Raw genomic sequence first — 26,159 nt, forward strand, 5'->3', positions numbered from 1 at the left:
GACGGTCCCGGGCGGTGGTTCAGGTGCGGAGGGGGTTGGTGATGGTGACGTAGACGGACTGGGTGTCGACGGGGCCCACGAGCTCGTCGAGGCCGTGGAGCCGGGTGAGGAGGTTGGCCTTGCAGCGCAGGGTCGCCGCTTCCAGGAGCCGGTGCGGCAGCGGGGAGCCGAGGCTGGTGGCGCCGGTGAGGAACCGGCGCAGGGCGGCGAGCAGGACGCGCTCGTCGGCGAGGTGCTGGGAGCCGAAGGCGCCGATGAGGCCGAGGACGTTGTTGATGCCGAGGTAGTAGGCGAAGCGTTCGTCGGTGACCTGGTCGGAGACGAAGGTGTCGCTGACGGTGCCGATGCCGGGCAGGCGGCTTTCGAGCTCGTCGCGGCGGGACTCCCGGAAGTAGTAGCCCTGATTGTCCCGGTAGCGGCCGCCGGCGGGCCAGCCCTCGGGGTCGAGGAGGACGAGGGTGTTCTGCTGGTGGGCCTCCAGGGCGACGCCGGCCTGGCCGTCGAGCCAGAGCACGGGGCGGACCACGAGGTCGAGGTAGCGCAGGAACCACTCCGCGGCCACGGCGGTGGTGGGCCGGCCGGTGCGGGCGGCGAGGCGGAGGACGATCTCCGCGAGGCGTGAGCGCATCCGGGGGGAGCCGGGCCAGGGGCGCGGGGCGGTGAGCCCGGCGAGGCAGACGGCGTCGTCGCCGGCGGTGAAGGGGTTGTGGCGGATCATGACGTCGAGTCCGGGGACGGGTTCGCCGTCGGGGGTGTCGACCGCGAGCCATGCCGGGTCGCGGACGATGTCGAAGCCGGGGTGGGCGGCCTGCCACTGGTCGACGAGGCCGGTGCGCAGCAGCCGGTGGACCTCGACGCCGCGGTGGAGTTCCTTGCGGAGGTTCTCCCGGCGGGAGTTGGTGATCCGCACGCCGAGGGAGAGCTTGAGCATGGCGCGGGCGCCGGGGCGGTGCACGGTGCGGACGGAGGAGGTGGGGTGCCAGCGGCTGCCGTGGGGGCCGAGGTCGTGGAGGAGGCCGGTGTCGAGGAGGGCGGCGACGGCGGGGCGATGGCGGAGTTCGCGGGCCTGCCAGGGGTGGAGGGGCAGGGCGGCGGTGCCGGCGGGGAGTTCGAGGCCCTCGGCGAGGCCGGCGGTGAGCTGGGCGGCGGCGACGTGGCGGCCCTGTTCGGTCCAGGCGGAGTCGGTGGCGAGGACGGTGGGGTCGACGGCCATCCAGTGGAGGGGGAAGGAGCCGTGCAGTTCGGGTGAGTAGAGCCGGGCCTCGGCGTCGGAGAGTCCTTCGCGGCTCTTGGGGGTGGGGTGGAGCGGATGGCCGAGCAGCAGGGACTGTTCGGCGGTGAGGAAGAGGTCGGCGTCGGGGGCGGGCCGGGGGTCGCGCCTGCGTGCGGTGATGAAGTCGGCGGTGCGGCGGCTGGAGTCGGCGACCCGGCCGACGAGTTCGGTGGCTTCGGGGCGGCCGGTCTCGCGGCTGAGCAGAGCGGCGAGGGTGACGGCGTCGACGGGCGGTGCGGAGGTGGGGAGGCCTTCGAGGGCGGCGGCGCCGAAGCGGTGCCAGCCGGTGGGCGACCAGTGGCGGACGGGGACGAGGAGGGCGGTGCCGCTGGTGTCGAGGGCGATGCGCAGGGTGCCGCCGCCGGCCGGGGCCGGGAGGTTCTTCTCCCGTACCCAGCAGCGCAGCAGGTTCTCGACGGCGGCGTGGTCCGCGGCGCGGGCCGGGTCGGGGTCGTCCAGCGGGTCGGCCGGCGCGGCCCCGGTCGGCGCCGGGGCGGGGGCCGGCGCGGCGCCGCGCGGCTCGTGGGCCGCGGGGTGGGGGCCCGGGTACTGGCGGGGGACGGTGGGCTCGGCGGTCAGCGGGCCGCCGGGGGCGCCGGTGCCGGAGGCTTCGGAGGCGGAGGTGGGGTTCACGGGGTTTTCCTTGAAGGGGAGGGGACCGGGCGGGGGCGGGCCGGTTCAGTGGGACGGCCCGGACGGTCGGGGCCGGTGGGCCCGTTCGGCGGCGGCCAGGGCGTCCGCGAAGCGGGCGAGGACGGCGGCCGCCTGCTCGTCGGTGATCGTGAGCGGGGGCAGCAGACGGACGACGGCGTTGTGCCGGCCGCCGAGTTCGACGATGAGCCCGCGGTCCAGGCAGTGCCGCTGGACGGCGAGGGCGAGCTCGGGGTCGGGCGGCGGGGTGAGGTCGTCGGGCCCGGTGGCCTCGGGGTCGACGAGTTCGACGCCGATCATCAGGCCGCGGCCGCGGACGTCGCCGATGGCGGGGTGGGTGGCGGCGAGGCCCTGGAGCTGTCCGAGCATGCGGGCGCCGAGGGTGGCGGCGCGTTCGGCGAGCTTGTTCTCCCGGACATGGGCGAGGGTGGCGGCGCCCGCGGCCATGGCGAGCTGGTTGCCACGGAAGGTGCCGGCGTGGGCGCCCGGTTCCCAGGCGTCGAGTGCCGACTTGTAGACGACGACGGCGAGGGGGAGGGAGCCGCCGATGGCCTTGGAGAGGACCATCACGTCGGGGACGACGCCGCTGTGCTCGACGGCCCAGAAGGTGCCGGTGCGGCCGACGCCGGTCTGGATCTCGTCGGCGATCAGCGGGATGGCGCGGGCCTCGGTGATCTTCCGCATGCGACGCAGCCATGCGTCCGGCGCGGGGATGACGCCGCCCTCGCCCTGGACGGGTTCGAGGATCATTCCGGCGGGGGTGGGGATGCCGCTCTTGGGGTCGTCGAGCACGGTCTCGGTCCAGCGGGCGGCGAGTTCGGCGCCGCGTTCGCCGCCGACACCGAAGGGGCAGCGGTAGTCGCGGGGGTAGGGCAGCCGGGCGACGCGGACGTCGGTGGCGCCGCCGGAGGCGTCGAGGGCGCCTGCGGTCATGCCGTGGTAGGCGCCGCTGAAGGCGACGACACCGCGTCTGCCGGTGGCGGTGCGGACGAGTTTGAGGGCGGCTTCGACGGCGTCGGTGCCGGCGGGCCCGCAGAACTGGATGCGGGCGTCGGCGGCGAGCCCGGCGGGCAGGGTGGCGAACAGCTCGGTGACGAAGGCGTCCTTGACCGGGGTGGCCAGGTCCAGGACGTGCAGGGGCGCCCCGGAGTCGAGGACCTTGCGGATGGCCTCGAGGACGACGGGGTGGTTGTGTCCGAGCGCCAGGGTGCCCGCGCCGGAGAGGCAGTCCAGGTAGCGGCGGCCGTCGGCGCCCTCGATGGTGAGTCCCCTGGCCCGCACGGGGACGATCGGCAGGGAGCGCGCATAGGTGCGGGCGGCGGATTCGCGCTGCGCCTGGCGGCGCAGGATGCCGTCGTGGGCGCTGCCCTCGGCGGCCGCGCGGGGTTCCTCACGGGTCCGCGCGGCCGGTGGTACGGCCGGAGCTGGTTCGGTCACGGCCACGGCTCGGTGTCCTCCCGCTGTAACGGTTGCGTTGCACATCGGTACGTTGCAGGGCCGCCCCAAGGAGGGCCCTGAAGGCTGCCGTTGTGTTCCCCCGCACGTACCAACGACGGCGTCTGCCGGGGATCACGGGCGGGAGCCAAGATCCTTGGCGTGTCCCGGATCACGGCACGGCAACGACCGGCGCGGGGCCGGAACCGCGGCCCTGCCTCGTACCGTCCCCTCCGGCACCGGCATAGTGGGGGCTTCGTGCGACGCGGGCTTCCGCGCCGCCGCGGTTCACTGATGCACAAGTTGACGTAGTCCCAGGGGGATCACGAGATGCGATCGATTCGTCCGCTGCTGGCCGCAGCGTCCGCCGTCGCGGCGCTGACGCTGACGGCGACTGCCTGCGGTCCGACCGAGGACAACGCGGGGGGTGACCAGAAGCCCACCGCCTCCGCGACCCCGTCCGCGGGCGGCAAGATCACGATTCCTGACGACCTGAAGCAGCGTCTGAAGGAGCACGGGATCGACGTCGAGAAATGGCGGGGCGGCGAGTGGAAGAACTGGGACAGGGACAAGTGGCTGCGTGAGGCCAAGGACTTCGTCAACCCGATCATCGAGGACCTCTGGGACCCGGACCGGATGCGGGACGCCGAGCGCCCGGACAAGCCGGTCGAGGAGGAGGACATCTCGGGTGACAAGGGCGTGACGGACCCGACGCCGGCCCCGGTGCGGGCGAAGGCCGTGGAGCCGCCCTACCACTCGTCGGAGCCGGCCTCCGGCAAGGTGTTCTTCGACGGGCCCGAGGGCTCGATGGTCTGCTCGGCGACGGTCGTGCAGGACCCGGCGCACCCGGGCAAGTCCAACATGGTGTGGACGGCAGGGCACTGTGTGCACGCGGGCAAGAAGGGCGGCTGGTACCGCAACATCGCCTTCGTCCCGTCGTACAACGACAGTGGCAAGCCGACCGCCGCGCTGGAGAGCGCGACCCGCGAGGAGATCGCTCCGTACGGCGTGTGGTGGAGCGACTGGGCGCAGACCTCTCAGCAGTGGATCGACCAGGGCGGCCAGACCGGTGGTAAGGGCGCTCCGTACGACTACGCGGTGCTGCACGTGACCCCGGAGAAGGGCGGCACGGGCAAGTCCCTGGAGGAGACGGTCGGTTCGGCGCTGCCGGTGGACTTCAACGCCCCGGCGGTCCCGAAGATCGCCAGCATGACGGCGACGGGCTACCCGGCGGGCAAGCCCTTCGACGGCCAGAAGATGTTCCAGTGCGCGGACAAGCCGGGCCGCCTTTCGGTGAAGGCGGAGCAGCCGACGATGTACCGGATCGGCTGCACCATGACCGGTGGTTCGTCCGGCGGTGGCTGGGTGGCCACGGGCAAGGACGGCAAGCCGGCGCTGGTGTCGAACACCTCGATCGGGCCCGTGTCGGCGGGCTGGCTGGCCGGTCCGCGGCTCGGCGCCGAGGCCAAGGCGCTCTACGACGGCGTCAGCCGGAAGTACGCCGACCAGTAGGACACGCACGGTTGTCGGGCGGGATCGATGCGGTCCCGCCCGGCCCGTACGGGCATACTGTGCACCGCTAGTGACGCGTCCATGGCAACCCATCCGTGGCGGCCGTAGTCGGCCCGGCCCGGACGCGCGAACACCCCAGGGGGACATCACTTCATGCGTTCCATACGACTCATGCCCGCCGTCACCGGCGTGGCCGCGGCGCTCGCTATAGCGCTGACCGCCACGGCCTGCGGCCCGACGGAGACCCCGGCGGCGGACAAGCCCGCCGACGGCACCGCCACCGCCACCGCGAGCCCGGCCGAAGGCGCCGGCGGCCCGGAGCTCCCGAAGGACCTCGCCGACAAGCTGAAGAAGCACGGCGTCGACATCGACAAGTGGAAGAACGGCGAATGGAAGAACTGGGACCAGGCCACCTGGCTCCGTGAGGCCGAGGACTTCGTCAACCCGGTGATCGAGGGCCTGTGGGACACCGAGCGGATGCAGTCCGCGAAGAGCCCCGACCCGACCGTCGAGACGCAGGCGACCTACGGCGGCAGCGACCCGGTGCCGCGGCCGGTGACGGCGCAGCGCGAGAAGACGCCGTACCACCGCAACGCGGCGCCGGTCGGCAAGATCTTCTTCGACTCGCCGCAGGGCCACATGGTCTGCTCCGGCACGATCGTGAAGGACCCGCGCCGGCCCGGCAAGTCCAACCTGGTGTGGACCGCCGGCCACTGCGTGCACGCGGGCAAGAAGGGCGGCTGGTACCGCAACATCACCTTCGTCCCCGCCTTCAACGACAAGGGCAAGTCGCCCTCGGCGCTGCGCAACGCGCAGCCGCACGAGGTCTACCCCTACGGCCAGTACTGGGCCGACTGGGCCGTGACCTCCGGCGAGTGGATCAAGAGCGGCGGCACCAACCAGGCCTGGCCGTACGACTACGCCGTGCTGCACGTCCAGCCGCAGAAGGGCCGCAAGTCCCTTGAGGAGACGGTGGGCGTCGCCCTGCCGATGGACTTCTCCGCTCCGGCGCCCGCCCAGGCCGGCACCATCGGCGCCTGGGGCTACCCGGCGGCGCCGCCGTACAACGGCGTGATCATGCACAAGTGCCTGGACCGGTCCACCCGGTACACCACGGCTCCGGCGACGCCGACCATGTACCGCATCGGCTGCACGATGACCGGCGGCTCCTCCGGCGGCGGCTGGTTCCGGGTGATGGCGAACGGCAAGACGGCGCTGGTGTCGAACACCTCGATCGGCCCCGCCGGCCGCAACGGCTGGCTGGCCGGACCGCAGCTGGGCAAGGGTGCCAAGGCGGCCCACGAGATGGTCAGCAAGAAGTTCGCCCGCTGACCTGACCCGCGCTGACCTGATACACAGCGAAGGCGCCGGCCGTCTCCCTCTCGGGAGGCGGCCGGCGCCTCTTGTGTCTGTCGAGCGGCTCCGTCGAGCGGATCCTCGGATCAGCTCGGACGGATCCGTCGCGTCAGTGCGCGGCCGGAACGAACGGCGCGAGCAGCGCCGCCAGCTCCTCGTGCACCCGTGCCTTGAGCAGCGTGCCCTCCGGGGTGTGCTCCTCGGAGAGGAGCTCGCCCTCGGCGTGCACCCGCGAGACGAGACCGCCCTGCGTGTACGGCAGGAGGACCTCGATCTCGACCTGCGGCCGCGGCAGCTCGGCGTCGATGAGTGCCAGCAGCTTCTCGATGCCCTCGCCCGAGCGGGCGGAGACCGCGATGGAGTGCTTCTCGACCCGCAGCAGCCGCTGGAGCACCAGCGGGTCGGCCGCGTCCGCCTTGTTGATCACGACGATCTCCGGCACGTCCAGCGCGCCGACGTCGCGGATCACCTCGCGGACGGCCGCCAGCTGCTCCTCCGGGGCCGGGTGCGAGCCGTCGACCACGTGCAGGATGAGGTCGGAGTCGCCGACCTCCTCCATGGTGGAGCGGAACGCCTCGACCAGGTGGTGGGGCAGATGCCGGACGAAGCCGACGGTGTCGGCCAGGGTGTAGACCCGGCCGGTGGGCGTCTCGGCCCGCCGGACGGTCGGGTCGAGGGTGGCGAACAGCGCGTTCTCCACCAGCACGCCCGCGCCGGTGAGGCGGTTGAGCAGGGACGACTTGCCGGCGTTGGTGTAACCGGCGATGGCGACCGACGGCACCTTGTGACGGCGTCGCTCCTGCCGCTTGATGTCGCGGCCGGTCTTCATCTCCGCGATCTCCCGGCGCATCTTCGCCATCTTCTCGCGGATCCGGCGCCGGTCCGTCTCGATCTTGGTCTCACCGGGACCACGGGTGGCCATGCCGCCACCGCCGCCGCCACCCATCTGCCGGGAGAGCGACTGACCCCAGCCGCGCAGTCGCGGCAGCATGTACTGCATCTGCGCGAGAGCGACCTGCGCCTTGCCCTCTCGGGACTTGGCGTGCTGGGCGAAGATGTCGAGGATGAGGGCGGTCCGGTCGACCACCTTCACCTTGACGACGTCTTCGAGGGCGATCAGCTGGCCGGGGCTGAGCTCACCGTCACAGACGACGGTGTCGGCGCCGGTCTCGAGCACGATGTCCCGAAGCTCCTGCGCCTTGCCCGAGCCGATGAAGGTGGCCGGGTCCGGCTTGTCGCGGCGCTGGATGACGCCGTCGAGCACGAGGGCACCCGCCGTCTCGGCGAGGGCCGCGAGCTCCGCGAGGGAGTTCTCCGCGTCCTGCACCGTCCCCGAGGTCCACACACCGACCAGCACGACGCGCTCCAGGCGCAGCTGGCGGTACTCGACCTCGGTGACGTCCTCGAGCTCGGTGGAGAGGCCCACGACACGGCGCAGAGCCGCGCGCTCGGAGCGGTCGAACTGGTCGCCGTCCCGCTCTCCGTCGATCTCGTGGCTCCAGGCGACGTCCTCTTCCATCAGGGCATCGGCCCGAAGGCTCTCGGTGCGGCTCGTCTCCGCGAAGCTCTGCTTGTCCTGGGAAGGGGAAGAAGAGGAGGTCATTTGATCCTTACGTCGAAGAAAAGTCCGTTACGGCAGTCACAACGCGTGCTGCCCGGAAAGAATTCCCGGGGCCCGGCATCGCCGCCGACCTGAAGATGGTGGCACGGCGGAGCCGCCCCCGTCACCCGGGTTTCACGGCCCCCGGCGCGGCCTCCGCGTCGGCGGCCCGCTGCGGGGCCCGGCTGCGCCAGTCGGGGTGCCCGGGCATGGGCGGGGTCTTGGTCCCGTACAGCCAGTCGGCGAAGAACCGGGTGAGGTCCCGCCCGGAGACCTCGGCCGCCAGGGCGGTGAAGTCGGCGGTGGTGGCCGTGCCGTCGCGGTGGTCCTCCACCCACCGGCGCTCCAGGCTTCGGAACGCCTCGGCGCCGATCTCGTGGCGCAGGGCGTAGAGGACCAGGGCGCTGCCGTCGTAGACCACGGGCCGGAAGAGGCTGATCTTCTCGCCGGGGGCCGGCGGCCTGGGGGTGGCGGGCGGCCCGCCGGCCGCCCGCCACCCGTCGGATGCGGCGTACGCGGCCTTCATCCGGCGCTCCAGGGTGGGCCCGCCGTTCTCCTCCGCGTACAGCGCCTCGTACCAGGTGGCGTGGCCCTCGTTGAGCCAGAGATCGGACCAGGTGCGCGGCGAGACGCTGTCGCCGAACCACTGGTGGGCGAGCTCGTGGACCATGACGGAGTCGACGAACCACTTGGGGTAGACGGGCTCGGTGAACAGGCGGCGCTCGAAGAGCGAGAGGGTCTGGGTCTCCAGCTCGAAGCCGGTCTCGGCGTCGGCGATCAGCACCCCGTAGTTCTCGAACGGATACGGGCCGACATGGCCCTCCATCCACTCCAGGTGGCCGGGGGTCCGCCGCAGCCAGGTCTCCAGGAGCTCCCGGTCCGCGGTGCGCACGACGTCCCGTACGGGCAGGCCGCGGGGGCCCTCGCGGTGGACGACGGTGGACTTCCCGATGGACACCTGGGCGAGCTCGGTGGCCATGGGGTGGGCGGTGCGGTAGGTCCAGGTGGTGCTCGCTCCGTTGCGAGAGGGCTTCTCGGCCAGGCCGTTGGCCACCGCCGTGAGGCCGCTGGGAGCGGTGATCCGGAAGGTGAAGAACGCCTTGTCGGAGGGGTGGTCGTTGGAGGGGAAGACACGGTGGGCGGCGTCCGCCTGGTTGGCCATGGCGAGGCCGTCGCCGGTACGGACCCAGCCGCCGGACGTGGCCGGGCCGGTCGGGTCGCTGGTGTGGGTGACGGCGATCTCGACCGCATCCCCCTGGCCCACCGGCCGGGCCGGGGTGATCACCAGGTCCTCGCCGCTGCTCGTCCAGTCGGCGGGCTCGCCCTCCACGGTGACGTCGGAGACGGTGCCGTGGGTGAAGTCGAGGTTGATCCGCTCCAGGTCGCCGGTGGCCAGCGCCTGGATCCGGGTGACGGCGTCGAGCGGGGCGGTGTTGCGGCCGGAGTAGGTGAGGTCGATGTCGTAGGTCAGGACGTCGTATCCGGGGTTGCCCAGGTGCGGGAAGAGCGGGTCCCCGATGCCCAGCGGCGTGGGCGCGGGCAGGGCGGCGGCGACGAGCCCCGCGGAGAGGGCGACGAGGACGGCGGAGCGCAGGGCACGCGCGCGGACGGACGGTCGCGGCGCACGCGCGCGTGAAGCGCGTTCACGGGGCGTACGGGAGGGGAGCGGCATGGGCTACCGCTACCAGTGCGGGGGCCGCTTCCCCGGGCGGCGCGCGCGCCCGCCACTCGAAGGGGGCACTAGATGTGGATCTTGGATATCGGATCCTGGATCGTGGATCCGATATCCCGGAGCTCGGATTCCGGAGCCCGGATATGGGAGCTCGGATATGGGAGCTCGGATATTGGATCCGATATCCGACATCAGCCCTCGGGTGCCGCCTGATGCCGGGCGCGGCTCACGTCGTACACCCCCGGCACGTCCCGCATGGCCTTCATGAGGGACGGGAGCCTGGCGGCGTCGGGGAGTTGGAGGGTGTAGGTGTGGCGGACCCGCTGCTCGCTGGGGGGTTCGACGGTGGCGGAGACGACGGCGGCGCCTTCGGTGGCGATGGCCTCGGTGAGGTCGGCGAGGAGCCGCGGCCGGCCGAAGGACTCGGCGACGAGGGTCACCCGGCAGGCGGCGGTGTCGCCCCAGTGGACGGTGACGGGTACCCGGCCGAGCCGCTTCATGGTCTCGACGGAGGCGCAGCCGGTGCGGTGGACGGTGACGGAGCCGCCGCGGACGACGAAGCCGGTGATCTCGTCGGGCGGTACGGGCGTGCAGCAGCCTGCCGGGCGTACGGCGGGGGGCGCGACGCCTTCCGGGCCGGGGAGCTCGACGCGCAGCCTCGCCCCGGAGCGCCGGTCGGCCGTGACGGCGGCGGGCGGGCGGGGAGCCGCGGCGGGGGCCTTGGCGGCCTCGGGGTGGGCCTCGAGCCAGCCGGTGATGGCGATCCGCGCGGCGGGGGTCCTGGCGTGGTCGAGCCACTGCGGGGAGGGCCCGGAGGTGGCGTCCTGGGCGAGCAGCAGCTCGACGGTGTCGCCGTCCTGGAGCTCGCTGCCCAGGGGCGTGAGCCGGCCGTTGATCCGCGCCCCGAGACAGCCGTGGGCGGCCTCGCCGTGCTGAGCGTAGGCGGCGTCCACGCAGGTGGCGCCGGCGGGCAGGCTGATCGTGCCGGGGACGCCGCCGTCGGTGCGGAAGACGGTGATCTCCTGGTCCTGCGCGAGATCGGCGCGCAGCGAGGTCCAGAAGGTGTCGGGGTCGGGGGCGGACTGCTGCCAGTCGAGCAGCCGGGACAGCCAGCCGGGCCGGGTGGGGTCGGCGCGCTCGCCGTCCTCGACGCACTCCCCCGCCTCCTGGCCGCCGGCCGGGTTGCCGAGGGCGACCACGCCGGCCTCGGCGACCTTGTGCATCCGGTGGGTGCGGATGAGGACCTCGGCGACGGCGCCGTCGGGGGCGGCGACGGCGGTGTGCAGGGACTGGTAGAGGTTGAACTTGGGGGCCGCGATGAAGTCCTTGAACTCGGAGATCACCGGGGTGAAGCAGGTGTGCAGTTCGCCGAGGACGGCATAGCAGTCGGCGTCCTCCGCGACCAGGACGAGCAGCCGCCCGAAGTCGCTGCCGCGCAGCTCGCCGCGCTTGAGGCGGACCCGGTGGACGGAGACGAAGTGCCGCGGCCGGACGAGGACTTCGGCTCCGATGCCCGCCTCGCGCAGCACGGCGGAGACCTGCTCGGCGATGGCGGCGAGGGCGTCGGCCGCGCCGGGGTTGCCGGCGATGACGGCCCGGGTCGCCTCGTACTCCTCGGGGTGGAGGATGGCGAAGACGAGGTCCTCCAGCTCGGTCTTGAGGGCCTGGACGCCGAGGCGCTCGGCGAGCGGGATGAGGACGTCCCGGGTGACCTTGGCGATGCGGGCCTGTTTCTCGGGGCGCATCACGCCGAGGGTGCGCATGTTGTGCAGGCGGTCGGCGAGTTTGATCGACATGACGCGGACGTCGTTGCCGGTGGCGACGAGCATCTTGCGGAAGGTCTCGGGCTCGGCCGCCGCGCCGTAGTCGACCTTCTCCAGTTTGGTGACGCCGTCGACCAGGTAGGCGACCTCGTCCCCGAACTCCTGCCGGACCTGGTCGAGCGTCACCTCCGTGTCCTCGACGGTGTCGTGGAGCAGGGAGGCGGTCAAGGTCGTGGTCTCGGCGCCGAGTTCGGCGAGGATCAGGGTGACGGCGAGCGGGTGGGTGATGTACGGCTCGCCGCTCTTGCGGAACTGGCCGCGGTGCGAGGACTCGGCGAGCACGTACGCGCGGCGCAGCACGGCCAGGTCGGCGTCGGGGTGGTGGGCGCGGTGGGCCTCGGCGACGTGCCCGATGGCGTCGGGCAGCCGGTCGCGGACGGCGGGCCCGGCGGTCGCGCCGAGCAGGGCGGCACGGCCGAGCCTGCGGAGGTCGATCCTCGGGCGGCCGCGTCTGCGGCCGGGAGCGTCGGGGCCGGTGGCCCCGGCCTCGCTCACGGGATTGGTGGCCTCTGCGCTCATGGGGGGCACCTCCGGCGGCGTCGACCGGCGGGACCGGGCAGGCATGCCCGGTGGGCCGGTGCTTGATGCTACCGACCCCACCACGTGGCGCAGTCGCGCTCTCGCCGAGCGTGAACCGGATCACCCATTCGAGGGATGGATCGGTCGTCGACCGTTTCGAATCCCGGGTGCGGGACGAGGGCGGAGGGGCCGGGCGGCCGTGCCTCAGGCGGACGGGTCGAGCCACGACGGCTCGACGGTGCCCTCGGCGACGATCTCGGCGGGGCCGGTCATCTCGATCTCGCCGTCGGGGTGCTCGGTGATGACGAGCCTGCCGCCGAGGACGTCGACGGTGTACGTGACGGGGGTGCCGGTCTCGGCGGGGTCGACGCCGTCCCGGCGGGCGGTGGCGACGGCGACGGCGCAGGCGCCCGTGCCGCAGGAGCGGGTCTCGGCGGCGCCGCGCTCGTGGACGCGCATGGCGACGTGGCGGGGGCCGCGGTCGACGACGAACTCGATGTTGACGCCGGTCGGGTAGACCTCGGCCGGCTCGTACGGCGGCTCGTCGTACAGGGTGCCGGCGTGGTCTAGGTCGTCGACGAAGGCGACCGCGTGCGGGTTGCCCATGTTCACGTTGCGGGCGGGCCAGCTGCGGCCGTCGACGGTGACGGTGACGCCGGCCTCGGGGAGCGCGGCACGGCCCATGCGGACGGTGACCGAGCCGTCCTTGTCGAGGTGGACGCGCTTGATTCCGCCGCGGGTGGCGACGGCGACCCGGCCGGCCGTGACGTGCCCGGCGTGCTGGAGGTAGCGGGCGAAGACCCGCACGCCGTTGCCGCACATCTCGGCGACGGAGCCGTCCGCGTTGCGGTAGTCCATGAACCACTCGGCCTCGTCGGCCATCGACCGCGCCTCGGGGTGGGCGGCGCTGCGCACCACGTGCAGCACGCCGTCGCCCCCGATGCCGGCCCGGCGGTCGCACAGCCGGGCCACGAGGGCGGGAGGCAGGTCGAGGGCGTTGTCGGCGTCGGGGACGATGACGAAGTCGTTCTCGGTGCCGTGGCCCTTGAGGAAGGCGAGGGGCGAGGTCTGCGCGTTGGTCACGGGATCAACTGTACGGGTCCCATAGGACAGCGGGCCTGACGGTCCAGGGAGCGGTACGGCGCCGGGGGCGCGGGGCGTGGCGGCCCCGTGGAGCGGTACGCGAGTGGTCCGGCGGCAGCTACCGGCGGCGGCACGTGGAGCGCGCCCGACGGTCCGACCGGTGGTCGTACGGAGCCGGGTCCGGCAGACCGTGCGGTGGCCGTACGGAAGCGGGGGCCGACGGCTCGTGCGGCGAGCCGGGTACGGAGCCGGGTCCGACAGCCCGGCTGCCGGTCACACGGAAGCGGGGCCGACAGCTCGTACGACGAGGCGGTACGGAGCCGGTCCGGCAGCCCGTGCGGTGGTCGTACGGGAGCGGGTCCGCCAGGTGGCGGGTCAGCGGAGGCGGGCCACGCGCCAGACCGCGAGGGCGACCAGGAGGGCGCTGAGCGACACGTACAGGGCGAGGACGCGCCAGTCCGGGCGCTCGCCGGAGCCGCGGGCGGGCAGGCCGGGCCAGGTGTGGCCCACCCGGCGGGCGGCCATCATGCCCCAGCCGGCCGCGCAGCAGCTGATCAGCAGGCCCAGCATGGCGACGACGGCGCCGCCGTCGCCCGAGCCGAAGGCGAGCGGGAAGGCGAACATCAGGGAGCCGACGGCGGCGAGCCCGACGATGGGGGCGAGCTGCCAGATCCGCAGGCGGCGCTGCGGGCGCAGTTCCACCTCGACTTCCGCCGCGTCCACCTCGACGGCGCTGCCCTCGGCCTCGTCAGGGCCGTCCGGGCTCAGTCCGGGCGCCTCACCGGGGTTTTCACCCCGGACGGCGGCCTGCTGCTCGGTGTCGCGAGGGCCGGCCTCCATCGCCACGCGCCCTCCCAACTCGGACTCCACTTGGTCGATCGATGCTCGATGATGGCACGCCACCGACCCCCTGAATGACGGGCATGACGTCCCGATGCCATGACGTGATCAGGCTGTAACCGCTCGTTCGACCAACGTCAGCGCCTGTCGCGGGAGTTCCCCGCGGTCCGCGACGGCTCCGCTGAGCCAGTGGACGCGGGGATCACGCCGGAACCAGGAGTCCTGACGGCGCGCGAAGCGCTTGGTGGCGCGCACCGTCTCGGCGCGGGCCTCGTCCTCGGTGCACTCCCCCGCGAGCGCCGCGAGCACCTGCTGGTAGCCGAGCGCGCGGGCCGCCGTGCGCCCCTCGCGCAGGCCGCGCGCCTCCAGGGCGCGGACCTCGTCGACCAGTCCGGCTTCCCACATGCGGTCCACCCGGGTGGCGATGCGTTCGTCGAGCTCGGGGCGGGCGACGTCGACGCCGATCTGCACGGTGTCGTAGACGGAGTCGTGACCGGGGAGGTTGGCCGTGAACGGCTTGCCGGTGATCTCGATGACCTCCAGGGCCCGGACGATGCGCCGGCCGTTGCTGGGCAGGATCGCGCGGGCGGCCTCCGGGTCGGCGGCGGCGAGCCGGGCGTGCAGGACGCCGGAGCCGCGCTCCTCCAGCTCGGCCTCCAGGCGGGCCCGTACCTCCGGGTCGGTGCCGGGGAAGTCCAGGACGTCGATGGCACCCCGTACGTACAGGCCGGAGCCACCGACGAGGACCGGGGTGCGGCCCTCGGCGAGCAGCCGGTCGATCTCGGCGCGGGCGAGGCGCTGGTACTCGGCGACGCTGGCCGCCTCGGTCACGTCCCAGATGTCGAGGAGGTGGTGCGGCACGCCGCCGCGCTCCTCCAGCGTCAGTTTGGCGGTGCCGATGTCCATCCCTCGGTAGAGCTGCATCGAGTCGGCGTTGACGACCTCGCCGCCCAGCTGCTGGGCGAGGAAAACACCCAGATCGGACTTTCCGGCCGCTGTGGGACCGACGACGGCGATGACCCGCGGGGCGGGAGCTGCACTTCTCACTTCCCCAGTCTCGCAAACCTCACGGCGCGTCCCCGAATGAGCTACGTGACGGCCCTCGTCCGACTTCGTTGCCTGTTGCGGAATTCCGACCCTGAGTACGCTAGGAGCAGATATGGGCGTTTTCGCATTGTTTCGCCGGAAGAGTAAGGAAGCCGTCGAGACGGCGGCCGTGACGGAGGAGCAGGAGGCCACCGCCGGTGCGGCGGAGGCGTCGGAGGCAGCGGAGGTCGCGGAGTCGGGGACCCTCCCCGGAACCACGGAGACCCCGGCGACCACCGAGGCCGCCGAGGCCACGGGGACCGCCGGGACCACCGACGCCGCCGAGACGGCCGAGGCCGCCGACGCGGCGGTCAAGGCCGAGAGCGTGGAGATCCCCAAGCAGCAGTCGGCGGAGGAGGCCGCGGACAACGAGGCCGGCGAAGGCGCCCGCGCATAGCCACAGGCACAGCCAAAGGCACAGGCACGGAAGCGTTCGGTTACGCAACGGAACGGAACGGGCCCCCGAGGTCCGTCGGAGGGATGGTGACCCCATGGGTCTCCTGGATTCACTGAAGGCCAAGCTCGGCCCCGCCAAGGAGAAGGTCTCCGACCTCGCCAAGGAACACGGGGACAAGGTGGAGCACGGCCTGGACAAGGCCGCGCGGATGGTCGACGAGAAGACCAAGGGCAAGTACAGCGACAAGATCGAGTCCGGTACGGGCAAGGCCAAGGGCGCCATCGAGCGGCTGGCCCACAAGGACGAGGGCACGCCCCCTCCGCCGCCCCCGGCCTCGCCGCCGTCGCCTCCGCCCGCCTCGCCGCCGCCGGCCGCCTGACAGACGCCCGGTGTCCTTCACGGTCCCCACGGGCCCCCACGGTCCCTTCGAAACGGCGGACGGCCGCGGAGCAACGCGCTCCGCGGCCGTCCGCCGTTTCCCTCGGCTCCCGTCGCTCAGCTCCAGGCGGCGACGACGTAGCCGACGCCGTACGGAGCGTCCTCGTAGAGCAGCCGGCCTTCCAGGCCGGCGCCCTCGGCGGCGCCCGCGAGCACCTGCCAGGGCGCCCGGCCGGCCGCCTTCAGCTCGTGCGCCAGGCCCGGGTCCAGGGCGAGCAGTGCCGCCGGATCCGCCGCGCCGAGGGCACGGGCGGCCTCGGCGTCGAATCCCTCGGCCCGCTCGTCCAGGTAACCGGGGGCCTTCACCATGCGGCAGGCGCTGCCGTCGCCCATCACGAGCAGGGCGACCCGCTCCGCCGAGGCGCCGATCTCCCGGCCGGTCGCGGCGCAGCGGGCGGGCTCCAGGGACTCGTCGACCCCCAGGCCCTCGACGGGCGCGTCGGCCCACCGCGTGTGCTCCAGGAGCCAGGCGGCCACGGCGAGCGAGGCGGGCAGCGGCCGGTCGCCGCCGGGCCCGCTGCCGAGCCGTACGGTCAGGTCGACGCCGAATCCGGCGAAGGAGCCGGCCGTGCCGGCCGGGTGGACGCCCCGCGCGCCTTCCCCCGCCGGACCGACCACCACGAGCCGGTCGGGCCGGGAGGCGGCCAGCACACCGAGCGCGTCGGAACAGGCCGTGCGCGCGTCGGCGAGCTCGGACGCGGCACCGGCCGCGACGGCGGGCACGAGCAGCGGGGGGCAGGGGCAGACGGCTGCGGCGACAAGCATGATCCGCAGCCTACTGCGCGGGCGGCGCGTCCTCCGGGGCGGCGGCTCCGGCGGAGGCGTCGGCGGCTGGGCCGAAGGGCCCGGCGGCCTCGGTGAACAGCTCGGCGGCTCCGGCGGAGGGGTCCGCGGAGTCGTGGACCAGCTCGGCCAGGCTCAGGACGCTGTACGTCTCGGACATCATCCCGTTGACCCGGACGAGACAGCTGTCGCCGTCACCGAGGCGGTAGACCCGGCGGCGCTTCTCCCGCACCGGCTCGCGGAAGGTCTGGGCCGCCTTCCACAGCGCTTCCCGCGCCTGCTCCCTGGTGCCGGTCACCTCTCCGACCACCCGGGTCCGGTAGTTCTCCCCGGACCCGTACTGGGCTATGACGGCCCACGTCCCCATGCGTCCCCCCGTTCGGCTTCCTGTTGCCGGTGTCCTGTTGTCGGTTCCTGTCAGTGGCTTCCGCAGGCCGGCGCGTCCGCGACCGGCAGCGGCTCCGGGACGCCGATCTTCGGCAGTCCGAGCAGCACACCGGCCGGCTTCGCGGCCGCCGCGGCGGTGCGCTTCTCCCAGGCGTCGCCCGCGCGGGTGCGGCGCACGGAGGTGGTCGGGCCCTCGGCGAGCAGGTGGTGCGGGGCGGCGTAGGTGATCTCGACGGTCACCACGTCGCCGGGCCGGACGTCCTCGTCGGGCTTGGTGAAGTGCACGAGCCGGTTGTCGGGGGCACGGCCGGACAGGCGGTGGGTCTCGCCGTCCTTGCGGCCCTCGCCCTCGGCGACCATGACCTCGAGGGTGCGGCCGACCTGCTTCTTGTTCTCCTCCCAGGAGATCTCCTCCTGGAGGGCGACGAGGCGCTCGTAACGCGCCTGCACGACCTCCTTGGGGATCTGGCCCTCCATGGTGGCCGCCGGGGTGCCGGGGCGCTTGGAGTACTGGAAGGTGAAGGCGTTCGCGAAGCGGGCCTCGCGCACGACGTGCATGGTCTGTTCGAAGTCCTCCTCGGTCTCGCCCGGGAAGCCCACGATGATGTCGGTGGAGATGGCGGCGTGCGGGATGGCGGCGCGCACCTTCTCGATGATCCCGAGGAAACGCTCCTGCCGGTACGAGCGGCGCATCGCCTTGAGGATCGTGTCCGAGCCCGACTGCAGCGGCATGTGCAGCTGCGGCATCACGTTCGGCGTCTCGGCCATGGCCGCGATGACGTCGTCGGTGAAGTCGCGCGGGTGCGGGGAGGTGAAGCGGACCCGCTCCAGGCCCTCGATCTCGCCGCAGGCCCGCAGCAGCTTGCTGAAGGCCTCGCGGTCGCCCAGGTCGGAGCCGTAGGCGTTGACGTTCTGGCCGAGCAGGGTGATCTCGGAGACGCCCTCGGCGACCAGCGCCTCGATCTCGGCGAGGATGTCGCCGGGACGGCGGTCCTCCTCCTTGCCGCGCAGCGCCGGGACGATGCAGAAGGTGCAGGTGTTGTTGCAGCCGACGGAGATGGAGACCCACGCGGCGTAGGCGGACTCCCTGCGGGTCGGCAGGGTCGAGGGGAAGGCCTCCAGGGACTCCGCGATCTCGACCTGGGCCTCCTCCTGGACGCGGGCGCGCTCCAGGAGGACCGGCAGCTTGCCGATGTTGTGCGTGCCGAAGACCACGTCGACCCAGGGGGCCCGCTTGACGATGGTGTCGCGGTCCTTCTGGGCCAGGCAGCCGCCGACGGCGATCTGCATGCCGGGCCGGGCGGCCTTCTTCGGCGCGAGGTGGCCGAGGTTGCCGTAGAGCTTGTTGTCGGCGTTCTCACGGACCGCGCAGGTGTTGAAGACCACGACGTCGGCGTCGCCGTCGGCGCCCTCGGGCGCCCGCACGTAGCCCGCGTCCTCCAGGAGGCCGGAGAGCCGCTCGGAGTCGTGGACGTTCATCTGACACCCGTAGGTGCGCACTTCGTAGGTTCGCGTCACGACGTCCTGCTCGGCCACGGCTCCGGTCCCGTCTTTGCTGCTGGTCACCTGACAAGGGTAAGGGGGTCGCGGGGCTGCCCGGACTGGCTCGGGCCGTCGCTCGCCTCCAGGACCGCCGTGAGCTGGGCCGCGAGGCTGCCGGCGTCGGGGCGTACGGCGCCCGCGAAGGCCGCGGAGCCGACGGTGAAGGCGTCCGCCCCGGCCTCGGCGAGGGCGTGGATCTGGGCGGGCGTGCTCAGCGAACCCGCGACGACGAGCCGGCCCGCGGTGGCGGCACGGGCCGCGCGGACCAGGTCGAGCGGGTCGGCCTCGGTGGCGCGGTGCGCGAGCAGGTCGACGCCCGCGCAGCCGGCGGCCTCGGCCCGCCGGCAGTCCTCGGCGATACGGGCGGGGGTGCCGGCAAGGCGGGTCGGGTGGCCCGTCGGCTCGCCGGCGAAGGGCAGGTAGCGGATGCCGGTGCCGGCGAGCAGGGCGAGGGTCTCCTCGATCCAGGTGCCGCCGAGCAGCCAGTCGACGCCGAGGTCGACGGCCGTCCGTACGGAGTCGAGTGCCTGGTCGCGGTCGGTGGAGACGACCTCCAGGTGACTGGTGGCGCCGAGCTCCTTGATCTGCTCGTGGAGCCGGCGCAGGGTCGCGGTGTCGACGCCGACGTCCTTGAAGCCGATGTGGGTGATGCCGAGGTCGCGGACCGAGTCGAGGACGTGGAGGCAGTCGGTGACGGTCCGGTCGTCGCGGGTGAGCATGAAGACGAAGTCCATGGCGGTGTCCTACGGGGTGTCGGGGGCCAGCTCGTCGGCGTGGCGCAGGGCGGTGAGCAGGCTGGTGTGGTCGGCGGTGCCGGTGCCGGCGAGGTCGAAGGCGGTGCCGTGATCGACGCTGGTGCGGACGAACGGCAGGCCGAGGGTGATGTTCACGCCGTGCTCCAGGCCGAGGTACTTGACCGGGATGAGCCCCTGGTCGTGGTACTGGGCGACGACGGCGTCGAACTCCCCGGCCCGGGCCCGCATGAAGACGGTGTCGGCGGGCCAGGGCCCGCTCGCGTCGATGCCCTCCGCGCGGGCGGCGCGCACGGCGGGGGCGATGACGTCGAGGTCCTCGCGGCCGAAGAGGCCGTTCTCGCCGGCGTGCGGGTTGAGGGCGGCGACGGCGATCCGGGGGCGGGTCGCCGGGGTGGCGCGCAGCGCGCGGTGGGTGAGCCGGATGGTGTCGAGTTCCCGGTCGACGGTGAGCGCGTCGATCGCGGTGCGCAGCGACTGGTGGACGGTGACGAGGACCGTCCGCAGTTCGTCGTTGGCCATCATCATCGCGTAGCGGCGGGTGCCGGAGAGCTCGGCCAGGATCTCGGTGTGGCCGGGGTGCGGCACTCCGACGAGGCGCAGGGCCTCCTTGTGGATCGGGGCGGTGGTGAGGGCCCGTACCCGGCCCGCGAGGGCGAGTTCGACGCCTCGGCGGACGTACGCGAAGGAGGCCGCGCCCGCCTCGGCGGTGACGGTGCCGAGGGGGAGGTCGGCGGGGAGTGCGGGGCCTGCCGGGAGGACGTCCAGGACTCCGGGGGTGCGTCCGGCGTCCTGGAGGCGGAGGGCGGCACGCCCGGCGCCTTCCGCCTCGGCGGTGGCCGGCACGGTGCGGACCCGGAGGCGGGTGCCGGTGGTGCGGCAGGCACGTTCGAGGGTGCCGGGGTCGCCGATGACGACGACCGGGGAGCGGCGGCGCGGGTCGGCGCAGGCCTTGACGGTGATCTCGGGGCCGATGCCGTGGGGGTCGCCCATGGTGACGGCGATGGGGAGGCGGCCGTTCACCGGTCACCGCCCGCCGCGACGAGGGCGTGGAGGCGGACGAGGGCGCCGTCGTCGCCGAAGCCCCCGGCCTTGACGAGCACGGGGAGGCGGGGGGCTTCGGCGCCGTGCAGGATGCCGCGGGCGATGCCTGGCTCGGGCTCGTCGTACAGCTCGATGCCGGTGCCGCCGAGCGCGCCGAGGACGGCGGCGGCGGTCTCCCCGCCGGTGAGGACGAGTCCGTCCGCGAGACCGTCCTCCGTCCGCTGCCGCGTCTCCTCGGCGAGCCGGCGGATCAGCGCGGCGGCGTCGGCGGGGTCGGCGGCGCGTTCCTCCGGGGTGTGGAGCGCGGCGACGGGCGGCCGGGAGCCGGTGGGCCGGGCGCGCAGGGCGGCGAGCTGGCGGCGGCTCACGGGGTTGGCGCTGCCGACGACGGTCAGCGGGCGGCGTACGGCGGGGAGTCCGGGACGGGGGTCGGCGGGGCGCCGGGCGTGACGGCGCGCCAGCGCGTCGGCGAGCCCCGGGGAGCCGACCCACAGGACGTCCTGGGGGCGGGGGACGGCGGCGACGACGGCGTCGAGGTCGGCGTCGGTGGTCGCCGAACAGACGAGGATCCCGCCGGCGTCGACCAGTCGCGGCAGTTCCGCGAACGGGCCGGGGTCGCCGCCGGGGCCCGAGGCCGAGTCCGGGCGGAAGGCCGGCGGCGGGGCGGGGACGGGGTGCGACCCGAGCGTACGAGCCGGGCCGGCGGTACGAGCCGGGCCGGAGTCGCACGGGGAGGCGAGGCCCGGGTCGGCCGCCGCGGCGGAAGCCGGGCCGGAAACCGGGGCCGGGCCCCCGACCGGGTCCAGGACGACGGCCTCGGGGAGGAGGCGGGCGAGGTCGGCGGAGTGGACCGGGTGGGCCGGGTCGCGGGCGAAGTCGCTCGCGTCGACCCGTACACCCCCGACGTACTGCACGCCCCCCACCGTCGTACGGCCCTCGGCCGGGAAGGCGGGGGCCAGGATCGCGGTGCGGCGGCCGGATCCGGCGAGTGCGGCGCGCAGCTCGGCGGCCACATGGCCGCGCAGGGTCGAGTCGACCGTCTTGATCAGGAGTTCCGCGTCGGCGTACGCGGCTGCCGCCTCGCGCGTCCGGGCGGCGGCTTCCTGCTCGCCCAGGAGCCGGGTGCCGAGGTCGACGGCGGTGACCCCGGAGTCGCGGGCGGCGCCCTCGGGAGCGAAGAGGACGAGGGCGCGGTGGCCGTTCCTGCGGAAGGGGGCGGCGCCGTCGGCGGCGCTGGTGAGGTCGTCGGCGAGGACGACGACGGTGGATGGCGGCATCGCTGGCTGGGCCCCTCGGTGATGGGTCGACGGGTGGACGGGTGACGGCGGGCGCGTGGCGTGTGATCCGGCCCGCGAGGCGATACGCCGTCGTGTGAGCCGTGTGACGGGATCAACCCTCACCTCCCGCGAACCCGCAGGACAAGCGATTCCTTCTCACCCCACCTGTGACGACGGCTCACACTAGGTTTTCCCTCATGCCCAGGCCCTCCCTCCCCCCGCTCACCACCCTGCTCCCCTTCGAGGCCGCCGTGCGCCACGCGAGCATGACCGCCGCCGCCCGGGAGCTCCACGTCACGCACGGCGCGGTCAGCCGCCAGGTGCAGAACCTGGAGAAGGCCCTCGGGACCTCCCTGTTCGAGCGCGGGACGCGCTCCCTGCGGCCCACTGCACAGGCCCGGCGCCTCGCCGCGGCCGTCCGGGAGGCGCTCGACCTGATCGAGGCGGCGGCTGAGGAAATCTCGGGCCGGGGACCGGGGGGACCGCTCGCCCTGTCCTGCGAGCCCACGCTCCTGATGCGCTGGCTCATCCCGCGGCTGCCCGAGCTCGCGGCACGGCACCCCGAGCTGACCGTGCACCTGTCGGCGGGCGGCGGCCCGCCGGACTTCGCGCGGGACACGGTGGACGTGGCGCTGCGCCGGGACGACTTCCCGGTGCCCGAGGGGGTGAGCCGGGTGCCGCTCTTCGCGGAGTGGATCGGCCCGGTCTGCCGCCCCGAGCTCGCCGAGCGGCTGGCGACCGACGGCTACGAGGGCGTCACCCTGCTGCACACGGGCACCCGGCCGGCCGCCTGGGACGACTGGCGGCGCCTGACCGGACACACCGTGCCCTCATCGGTCACCGCCACCACGGGCAGCGCCCCGCAGCAGACCTTCGAGCACTTCTACCTTGCGCTCCAGGCGGCCGTCGCGGGCATGGGCGTCGCCGTCGGACCGTACGCCCTGGTCCATGACGACCTCGTAGGGGGCCGGCTGGCCGCCCCGTACGGGTTCGTCGCGGACGGCACGGGCTACGGGCTGCTCAGTCCGCGTCCGCCGGAGCGGGACGCCCGGATCGCCGCGCTGCTCGGCTGGCTGCGGGCGCGGACGGCGGCCCTGACCCCGCCGCCCGCCCTCGCCGTACGGCCTGCCCCCGTCGGCTGACCAGGACGTCCCTCCTGCCTCTCCGCCCTGGCCAGGACCGTCGACGAGCTGGCAGGATCGCGCCATGCCCGCCGCACTCTCCCGCATCGCCCGCCGCCGCGTCCTCCAGGTCTCGACGGCGCTCCTGGTGCTGGCCGGGGTCCTGGTGTGGTGGCTGGTTCCGTTCGGTGCGAAGGCGCCCAGCGGGCATGTCACCTTCAGCACCGGGGTGCCCACGGGCGTCTACCAGAAGTACGGCGAGCTGCTCCGGCAGGCCCTCGCCCGCGATCTGCCGGACGTCTCGATAACGCTGAAGAACAGCGAGGGCTCGCAGCAGAACCTCGCCCGGCTCGCCTCCGGCGAGGCCGACTTCACGGTGGCGACGGCGGACGCGGTGGCCCAGTACCAGCGGGACCGCAGGCCCGGCTTCGAGCGGCTGCGCGGCTGCGCCCGGCTCTACGACGACTACGTCCAGCTGGTCGTCCCCAAGGGCTCGACCGTGCAGTCGGTGGCCGATCTCCGGGGGCGGCGCGTCGGCGTCGGCCAGGCCGGTTCGGGCGTGCGGCTGATCGCCGACCGGGTGCTCGCGGCGGCCGGGCTGACCCCGGACGTCGACATCGTCCCCGTCTCGGCCGGCATCGACACCATGCCGGAGCTCCTGGAGCGGCGCCGACTGGACGCCTTCTTCTGGTCGGGCGGTCTGCCCACCGCGGCCGTCCAGGACCTGTCCGTGCGGCTGCCGATCCGGCTGGTGGCGCTGGACGAGCCCCTGGTCGAGAGCCTGCACGACGTGGGCGAGTCCACCCGCCACTACCGCTCGGCGACGATCCCGGCCGACGCCTACAGCCTGGCCCAGGACGGCAACGCCGTGGACACCCTGGCGGTGGCGAACATCCTGGTCACCACGGACGCCGCCGATCCGGACCTGGTGGAGGGGTTCACCCGTACGGTGATCGCCAGCCGGGACCGGATCGGCGGCCAGGTCCACCCGGCCCAGCTGGTGGACCTGCGGACGGCGATCTACACCGATCCGCTGCCCCTGCACGAGGGCGCCCGGCGCTACTACCGCTCCGTGAAGCCCTGACCCTGCCCCTGACCCTCACCCGAGCGCGCGCCCCGGGGGCCGTCGCCGGTGGCCCCGGGGCCGTCCCCGGCGGTGCGGGGGTCGTCCCGGGGGACGGTGACGGTCACCTTGAGGCCGTGCGGCTCGTTCCGGGCGTACGCGATGGTGCCGCCGCCCGCTCCGAGGAGGACGCGGGCGATGGACAGGCCGAGGCCCGAGCCCTTGACGTTCTGGTGCCGGTTCGAGCGCCAGAAGCGGTCGCCGACCCGCTCCAGTTCCTCGTCCGTGAGGCCGGGGCCGTGGTCGGCGACTTCCACGGCGACGGTCCGGCCGCCCGGGGTCAGACCGACGCCCACGGTGACGTCCTCGCCCGCCGGGGTGAACTTCAGGGCGTTGTCGATCACCGCGTCGAGCGCGCTGGACAGCGCCACCGGGTCCGCCCAGGCGGTGACGGCGGCGGTGTCGGCGACGATCGCCACGCCCTTGTCGTCGGCGACCGGCCGCCAGGAGGCCACCCGCTCGGCGGTGAGCGCGCCGATGTCGGTCAGCCGCAGGTCGGCGGCGGTGTGCTCGGCGAGGGCGAGGTCGAGCAGGTCGTCGAGGACCTGGGCGAGCCGCTTGCCCTCGGTGCGGACGGAGGCGATCTCCTCGTTGCCCTCGGGCAGTTCGAGGGCGAGCAGCTCGATCCGCAGCAGCAGCGCGGCGAGCGGGTTGCGCAGCTGGTGGGAGGCGTCGGCGACGAAGGCCCGCTGCTGTTCCAGGACGTCCTCGACGTTGTCGGCCATCTCGTTGAACGAGCGGGCGAGGCGCCGTAGTTCGGGCGGGCCGCCGGCGGCGGCGACGCGGGACTTCATCCGGCCGGTGGCGATGTCGTGGGTGACGGCGTCGAGGACCCGCACCGGTCGCAGCACCCAGCCGGTGAGCCGGAAGGCGGCGCCGACGGCGAGCAGCATGGCGGCGGCCTCGCCGGCGAAGATCAGCAGCCAGTCGCGCAGGATGCGGGAGCGGAGCTGCCCGGTGGGCGAGTCGGTGACGACGACGGCGACGACGTCGCCGTCCCGGACGACCGGGGAGGCGATGGTGAGCCGGGCGTGCGCCTGCCAGGGCCAGACCTGCGGCGGGTCGTGGCTGCGGCGGCCGAGCAGGGCCTCGTTGAAGGCGCGCCGGCCCTCCCCCTCGTACGGGACGACCCAGTCCTCGGGGGCGGCGGCCATGGCCTGGTTGTCGCGGAAGAAGATGCCGGCGCGGATGCCGTAGACGTCGTGGTAGCTGGCGAGCTCGCCGCTGAGGGTGGAGCGCCGTTCGTCGGGGCCGAAGCTGCTCTCCTCGACGAACTGGGCGAGGGCGGCGAAGCGGGCGGCGTCGTCGAGCCGGTCGACCACCACCCGCTGCTGCTCCGAGGCGGCGGTGCTGGCGGCCAGCGGGAAGCCGAGGGCGAGCAGCACGCCGGCCATCAGGACGATCAGGAGCGGGAGGAGTCGGGTGCGCACGGGCGGGCGGGCCTCGCTCTACGCGGTGGGCGCGACCAGGCGGTAGCCGACGCCCCGCACGGTCTCGATCAGGGCGGGCATCCGCAACTTGGAGCGCAGCGAGGCCACATGGACCTCCAGGGTGCGGCCGGTGCCCTCCCAGTTGGTGCGCCAGACCTCGCTGATGATCTGCTCGCGGCGGAAGACCACGCCGGGCCGCTGGGCGAGCAGGGCGAGGAGGTCGAACTCCTTGCGGGTGAGGGGGACGGCGTCGCCGTCGACGCTGACCCGGCGGGTGGGCAGCTCGATGGTGACGGTGCCGAGGCGCAGGGTGCTGTCCTCGCCGGAGCCGGACTGCTCGTCGCCGGCGGCGCTGCGCCGGCTGACGGCGTGGATGCGGGCCAGCAGCTCACCGGTGTCGTAGGGCTTGACGACGTAGTCGTCGGCGCCGAGGTTGAGGCCGTGGATCCGGGAGCGGACGTCGGCGCGCGCGGTCACCATGATCACGGGGGTGGTGGTGAGCTTTCGGATGCGTCCGCAGACCTGGTAGCCGTCCTGGTCGGGCAGGCCGAGGTCGAGCAGGATCACTCCGTACGAGGGTCGCTCGCCGTGGGCGGCGGGCAGCACGGCCTGGAGCGCCTCCTCACCGTTGCGGGCGTGGGTGACGGTGAAGCCGTGCCGGGCGAGGATCGCGGAGAGCGCGGCGGCGACGTGGTCGTCGTCCTCGACGAGCAGCAGTCTCATGGCCCTCCTCCGTGATCTCTCGTGATGGCGCGTCCGCGGGTCGTCCGCGGAGGGTCCGCGGGCTGTCCGCGGGGTGTTCGTGGTGGTCGCGCGGTGTCCGATGCGAATTCCGCGGCGCGTGCGTGACCACCTGTGTACCAGGGCATGAACGCCGATGGTCACGCTCACAGTCAAGTGTCCCCCCGTCACCCCCACGTTTCCGTTATCCACCCGGTACGGCATCGGTCGCCCGTTCACCCAGAGTGTCCGTTTGCGACCGGATCGTTATCCTCAAACTTCGCTCAGATGTGATG

22 protein-coding genes are annotated in these 26,159 nt (G+C 73.7%); 6 read left to right on the forward strand and 16 right to left on the reverse strand.

The features are described 5' to 3' along the window. Window positions 1-19: 19 nt before the first annotated feature. Both ACFY7C_RS08575 and ACFY7C_RS08580 read right to left on the reverse strand, forming a co-directional pair. Window positions 20-1,906: an IucA/IucC family protein gene (locus tag ACFY7C_RS08575; protein ID WP_389645688.1), complete on the reverse strand. Its 1,887-nt coding sequence runs from the start codon at window positions 1,904-1,906 to the stop codon at window positions 20-22. Window positions 1,907-1,951: 45 nt separating this feature from the next. Further along, the gene (locus tag ACFY7C_RS08580; RefSeq protein WP_389645691.1) at window positions 1,952-3,367 is read right to left on the reverse strand and encodes a diaminobutyrate--2-oxoglutarate transaminase family protein; all 1,416 of its coding nucleotides are present in this window, start codon (window positions 3,365-3,367) and stop codon (window positions 1,952-1,954) included. A gap of 321 nt (window positions 3,368-3,688) precedes the next feature. On the opposite strand from ACFY7C_RS08580, the gene ACFY7C_RS08585 reads away from it, so the two are divergent. Further along, on the forward strand, window positions 3,689-4,870 hold the full coding sequence (locus tag ACFY7C_RS08585) for a trypsin-like serine peptidase (protein WP_389645694.1): 1,182 nt from the start codon (window positions 3,689-3,691) through the stop codon (window positions 4,868-4,870). Between the two features lie 153 nt (window positions 4,871-5,023). After that, window positions 5,024-6,202, forward strand: coding sequence for a trypsin-like serine peptidase (locus ACFY7C_RS08590; protein ID WP_389645697.1), 1,179 nt, complete (start codon window positions 5,024-5,026; stop codon window positions 6,200-6,202). A 133-nt stretch (window positions 6,203-6,335) separates the two neighbouring features. Here ACFY7C_RS08590 and hflX read toward each other — a convergent pair whose 3' ends face one another. The 6 genes from hflX to miaA all read right to left on the reverse strand — a co-directional run bounded on the left by hflX (window position 6,336) and on the right by miaA (window position 14,810). After that, the gene (gene hflX / locus ACFY7C_RS08595) at window positions 6,336-7,829 is read right to left on the reverse strand and encodes a GTPase HflX (RefSeq protein ID WP_389645700.1); all 1,494 of its coding nucleotides are present in this window, start codon (window positions 7,827-7,829) and stop codon (window positions 6,336-6,338) included. Window positions 7,830-7,950: 121 nt separating this feature from the next. Continuing rightward, complete coding sequence (locus tag ACFY7C_RS08600; RefSeq protein ID WP_389645702.1) at window positions 7,951-9,498, reverse strand: M1 family metallopeptidase; 1,548 nt, start codon at window positions 9,496-9,498, stop codon at window positions 7,951-7,953. Between the two features lie 191 nt (window positions 9,499-9,689). Further along, a complete protein-coding gene (locus tag ACFY7C_RS08605; RefSeq protein WP_389645705.1) occupies window positions 9,690-11,840 on the reverse strand; it encodes a RelA/SpoT family protein in 2,151 nt (716 codons plus the stop codon). A 204-nt stretch (window positions 11,841-12,044) separates the two neighbouring features. Continuing rightward, on the reverse strand, window positions 12,045-12,923 hold the full coding sequence (dapF, locus tag ACFY7C_RS08610) for a diaminopimelate epimerase (RefSeq protein WP_389645708.1): 879 nt from the start codon (window positions 12,921-12,923) through the stop codon (window positions 12,045-12,047). A gap of 375 nt (window positions 12,924-13,298) precedes the next feature. Further along, window positions 13,299-13,763, reverse strand: a complete 465-nt coding sequence (locus tag ACFY7C_RS08615) for a hypothetical protein (RefSeq protein WP_389646088.1) — start codon at window positions 13,761-13,763, stop codon at window positions 13,299-13,301. A 108-nt stretch (window positions 13,764-13,871) separates the two neighbouring features. Further along, entirely contained in the window at window positions 13,872-14,810 is a 939-nt protein-coding gene (miaA, locus tag ACFY7C_RS08620; RefSeq protein WP_389645711.1) for a tRNA (adenosine(37)-N6)-dimethylallyltransferase MiaA, read from the reverse strand. 169 nt (window positions 14,811-14,979) lie between these two features. Between miaA and ACFY7C_RS08625 the strand changes: the two genes are divergently transcribed. After that, window positions 14,980-15,246 (forward strand): hypothetical protein, encoded by a 267-nt coding sequence (locus ACFY7C_RS08625; protein ID WP_389645713.1) that lies wholly within the window; start codon window positions 14,980-14,982, stop codon window positions 15,244-15,246. A gap of 94 nt (window positions 15,247-15,340) precedes the next feature. After that, window positions 15,341-15,625, forward strand: coding sequence for an antitoxin (locus ACFY7C_RS08630; RefSeq protein WP_389645716.1), 285 nt, complete (start codon window positions 15,341-15,343; stop codon window positions 15,623-15,625). Window positions 15,626-15,741: 116 nt separating this feature from the next. On the opposite strand, the gene ACFY7C_RS08635 is transcribed toward ACFY7C_RS08630, so the two are convergent. From ACFY7C_RS08635 to ACFY7C_RS08660, 6 genes are read right to left on the reverse strand one after another with little or no spacing between them, the layout of a single operon-like run. Then, a complete protein-coding gene (locus ACFY7C_RS08635) occupies window positions 15,742-16,449 on the reverse strand; it encodes a class III extradiol dioxygenase subunit B-like domain-containing protein (RefSeq protein WP_389645718.1) in 708 nt (235 codons plus the stop codon). 10 nt (window positions 16,450-16,459) lie between these two features. Next, complete coding sequence (locus ACFY7C_RS08640; RefSeq protein WP_389645721.1) at window positions 16,460-16,834, reverse strand: hypothetical protein; 375 nt, start codon at window positions 16,832-16,834, stop codon at window positions 16,460-16,462. Between the two features lie 50 nt (window positions 16,835-16,884). Then, entirely contained in the window at window positions 16,885-18,420 is a 1,536-nt protein-coding gene (miaB, locus tag ACFY7C_RS08645; RefSeq protein WP_389645723.1) for a tRNA (N6-isopentenyl adenosine(37)-C2)-methylthiotransferase MiaB, read from the reverse strand. Then, on the reverse strand, window positions 18,417-19,130 hold the full coding sequence (locus tag ACFY7C_RS08650; RefSeq protein ID WP_389645726.1) for a HisA/HisF-related TIM barrel protein: 714 nt from the start codon (window positions 19,128-19,130) through the stop codon (window positions 18,417-18,419). Before ACFY7C_RS08650 ends, miaB begins: the two co-directional genes overlap by 4 nt. A 9-nt stretch (window positions 19,131-19,139) precedes the next feature. Then, the gene (gene pdxA / locus ACFY7C_RS08655) at window positions 19,140-20,171 is read right to left on the reverse strand and encodes a 4-hydroxythreonine-4-phosphate dehydrogenase PdxA (RefSeq protein WP_389645729.1); all 1,032 of its coding nucleotides are present in this window, start codon (window positions 20,169-20,171) and stop codon (window positions 19,140-19,142) included. Continuing rightward, on the reverse strand, window positions 20,168-21,469 hold the full coding sequence (locus tag ACFY7C_RS08660; protein ID WP_389645732.1) for a four-carbon acid sugar kinase family protein: 1,302 nt from the start codon (window positions 21,467-21,469) through the stop codon (window positions 20,168-20,170). The genes pdxA and ACFY7C_RS08660 overlap by 4 nt, the downstream gene beginning before the upstream one ends. 197 nt (window positions 21,470-21,666) lie before the next feature. Between ACFY7C_RS08660 and ACFY7C_RS08665 the strand changes: the two genes are divergently transcribed. Then, window positions 21,667-22,611 carry a LysR substrate-binding domain-containing protein gene (locus tag ACFY7C_RS08665; protein WP_389645735.1) on the forward strand — a complete coding sequence of 315 codons (945 nt, stop codon included), beginning with the start codon at window positions 21,667-21,669 and terminating at the stop codon, window positions 22,609-22,611. Window positions 22,612-22,675: 64 nt separating this feature from the next. Further along, window positions 22,676-23,674, forward strand: a complete 999-nt coding sequence (locus ACFY7C_RS08670) for a TAXI family TRAP transporter solute-binding subunit (RefSeq protein ID WP_389645738.1) — start codon at window positions 22,676-22,678, stop codon at window positions 23,672-23,674. Here the strand turns inward: ACFY7C_RS08670 and ACFY7C_RS08675 are convergent. Together ACFY7C_RS08675 and ACFY7C_RS08680 are read right to left on the reverse strand one after the other, a co-directional pair. After that, on the reverse strand, window positions 23,653-25,143 hold the full coding sequence (locus ACFY7C_RS08675) for an ATP-binding protein (RefSeq protein WP_389645741.1): 1,491 nt from the start codon (window positions 25,141-25,143) through the stop codon (window positions 23,653-23,655). The genes ACFY7C_RS08670 and ACFY7C_RS08675 overlap by 22 nt on opposite strands. 18 nt (window positions 25,144-25,161) lie before the next feature. Further along, window positions 25,162-25,866 carry a response regulator transcription factor gene (locus ACFY7C_RS08680; protein ID WP_389645744.1) on the reverse strand — a complete coding sequence of 235 codons (705 nt, stop codon included), beginning with the start codon at window positions 25,864-25,866 and terminating at the stop codon, window positions 25,162-25,164. Window positions 25,867-26,159 lie beyond the last annotated feature (293 nt).

The sequence above is a fragment of the Streptomyces sp. NPDC012769 genome (assembly GCF_042901205.1).
GTDB lineage: Bacteria > Actinomycetota > Actinomycetes > Streptomycetales > Streptomycetaceae > Streptomyces.

Bases quoted from the DNA above. Each gene is read 5' to 3' on its own strand.
- ACFY7C_RS08670 (WP_389645738.1), top strand. From the start codon at position 22,676: ATGCCCGCCGCACTCTCCCGCATCGCCCGCCGCCGCGTCCTCCAGGTC.
- ACFY7C_RS08635 (WP_389645718.1), bottom strand. From the start codon at position 16,449: ATGCTTGTCGCCGCAGCCGTCTGCCCCTGCCCCCCGCTGCTCGTGCCC.
- ACFY7C_RS08665 (WP_389645735.1), top strand. From the start codon at position 21,667: ATGCCCAGGCCCTCCCTCCCCCCGCTCACCACCCTGCTCCCCTTCGAG.
- ACFY7C_RS08590 (WP_389645697.1), top strand. From the start codon at position 5,024: ATGCGTTCCATACGACTCATGCCCGCCGTCACCGGCGTGGCCGCGGCG.
- ACFY7C_RS08680 (WP_389645744.1), bottom strand. From the start codon at position 25,866: ATGAGACTGCTGCTCGTCGAGGACGACGACCACGTCGCCGCCGCGCTC.
- ACFY7C_RS08630 (WP_389645716.1), top strand. From the start codon at position 15,341: ATGGGTCTCCTGGATTCACTGAAGGCCAAGCTCGGCCCCGCCAAGGAG.
- ACFY7C_RS08660 (WP_389645732.1), bottom strand. From the start codon at position 21,469: ATGCCGCCATCCACCGTCGTCGTCCTCGCCGACGACCTCACCAGCGCC.
- ACFY7C_RS08605 (WP_389645705.1), bottom strand. From the start codon at position 11,840: ATGAGCGCAGAGGCCACCAATCCCGTGAGCGAGGCCGGGGCCACCGGC.
- ACFY7C_RS08600 (WP_389645702.1), bottom strand. From the start codon at position 9,498: ATGCCGCTCCCCTCCCGTACGCCCCGTGAACGCGCTTCACGCGCGCGT.
- ACFY7C_RS08640 (WP_389645721.1), bottom strand. From the start codon at position 16,834: ATGGGGACGTGGGCCGTCATAGCCCAGTACGGGTCCGGGGAGAACTAC.
- ACFY7C_RS08585 (WP_389645694.1), top strand. From the start codon at position 3,689: ATGCGATCGATTCGTCCGCTGCTGGCCGCAGCGTCCGCCGTCGCGGCG.
- ACFY7C_RS08650 (WP_389645726.1), bottom strand. From the start codon at position 19,130: ATGGACTTCGTCTTCATGCTCACCCGCGACGACCGGACCGTCACCGAC.
- ACFY7C_RS08615 (WP_389646088.1), bottom strand. From the start codon at position 13,763: ATGGAGGCCGGCCCTCGCGACACCGAGCAGCAGGCCGCCGTCCGGGGT.
- hflX (WP_389645700.1), bottom strand. From the start codon at position 7,829: ATGACCTCCTCTTCTTCCCCTTCCCAGGACAAGCAGAGCTTCGCGGAG.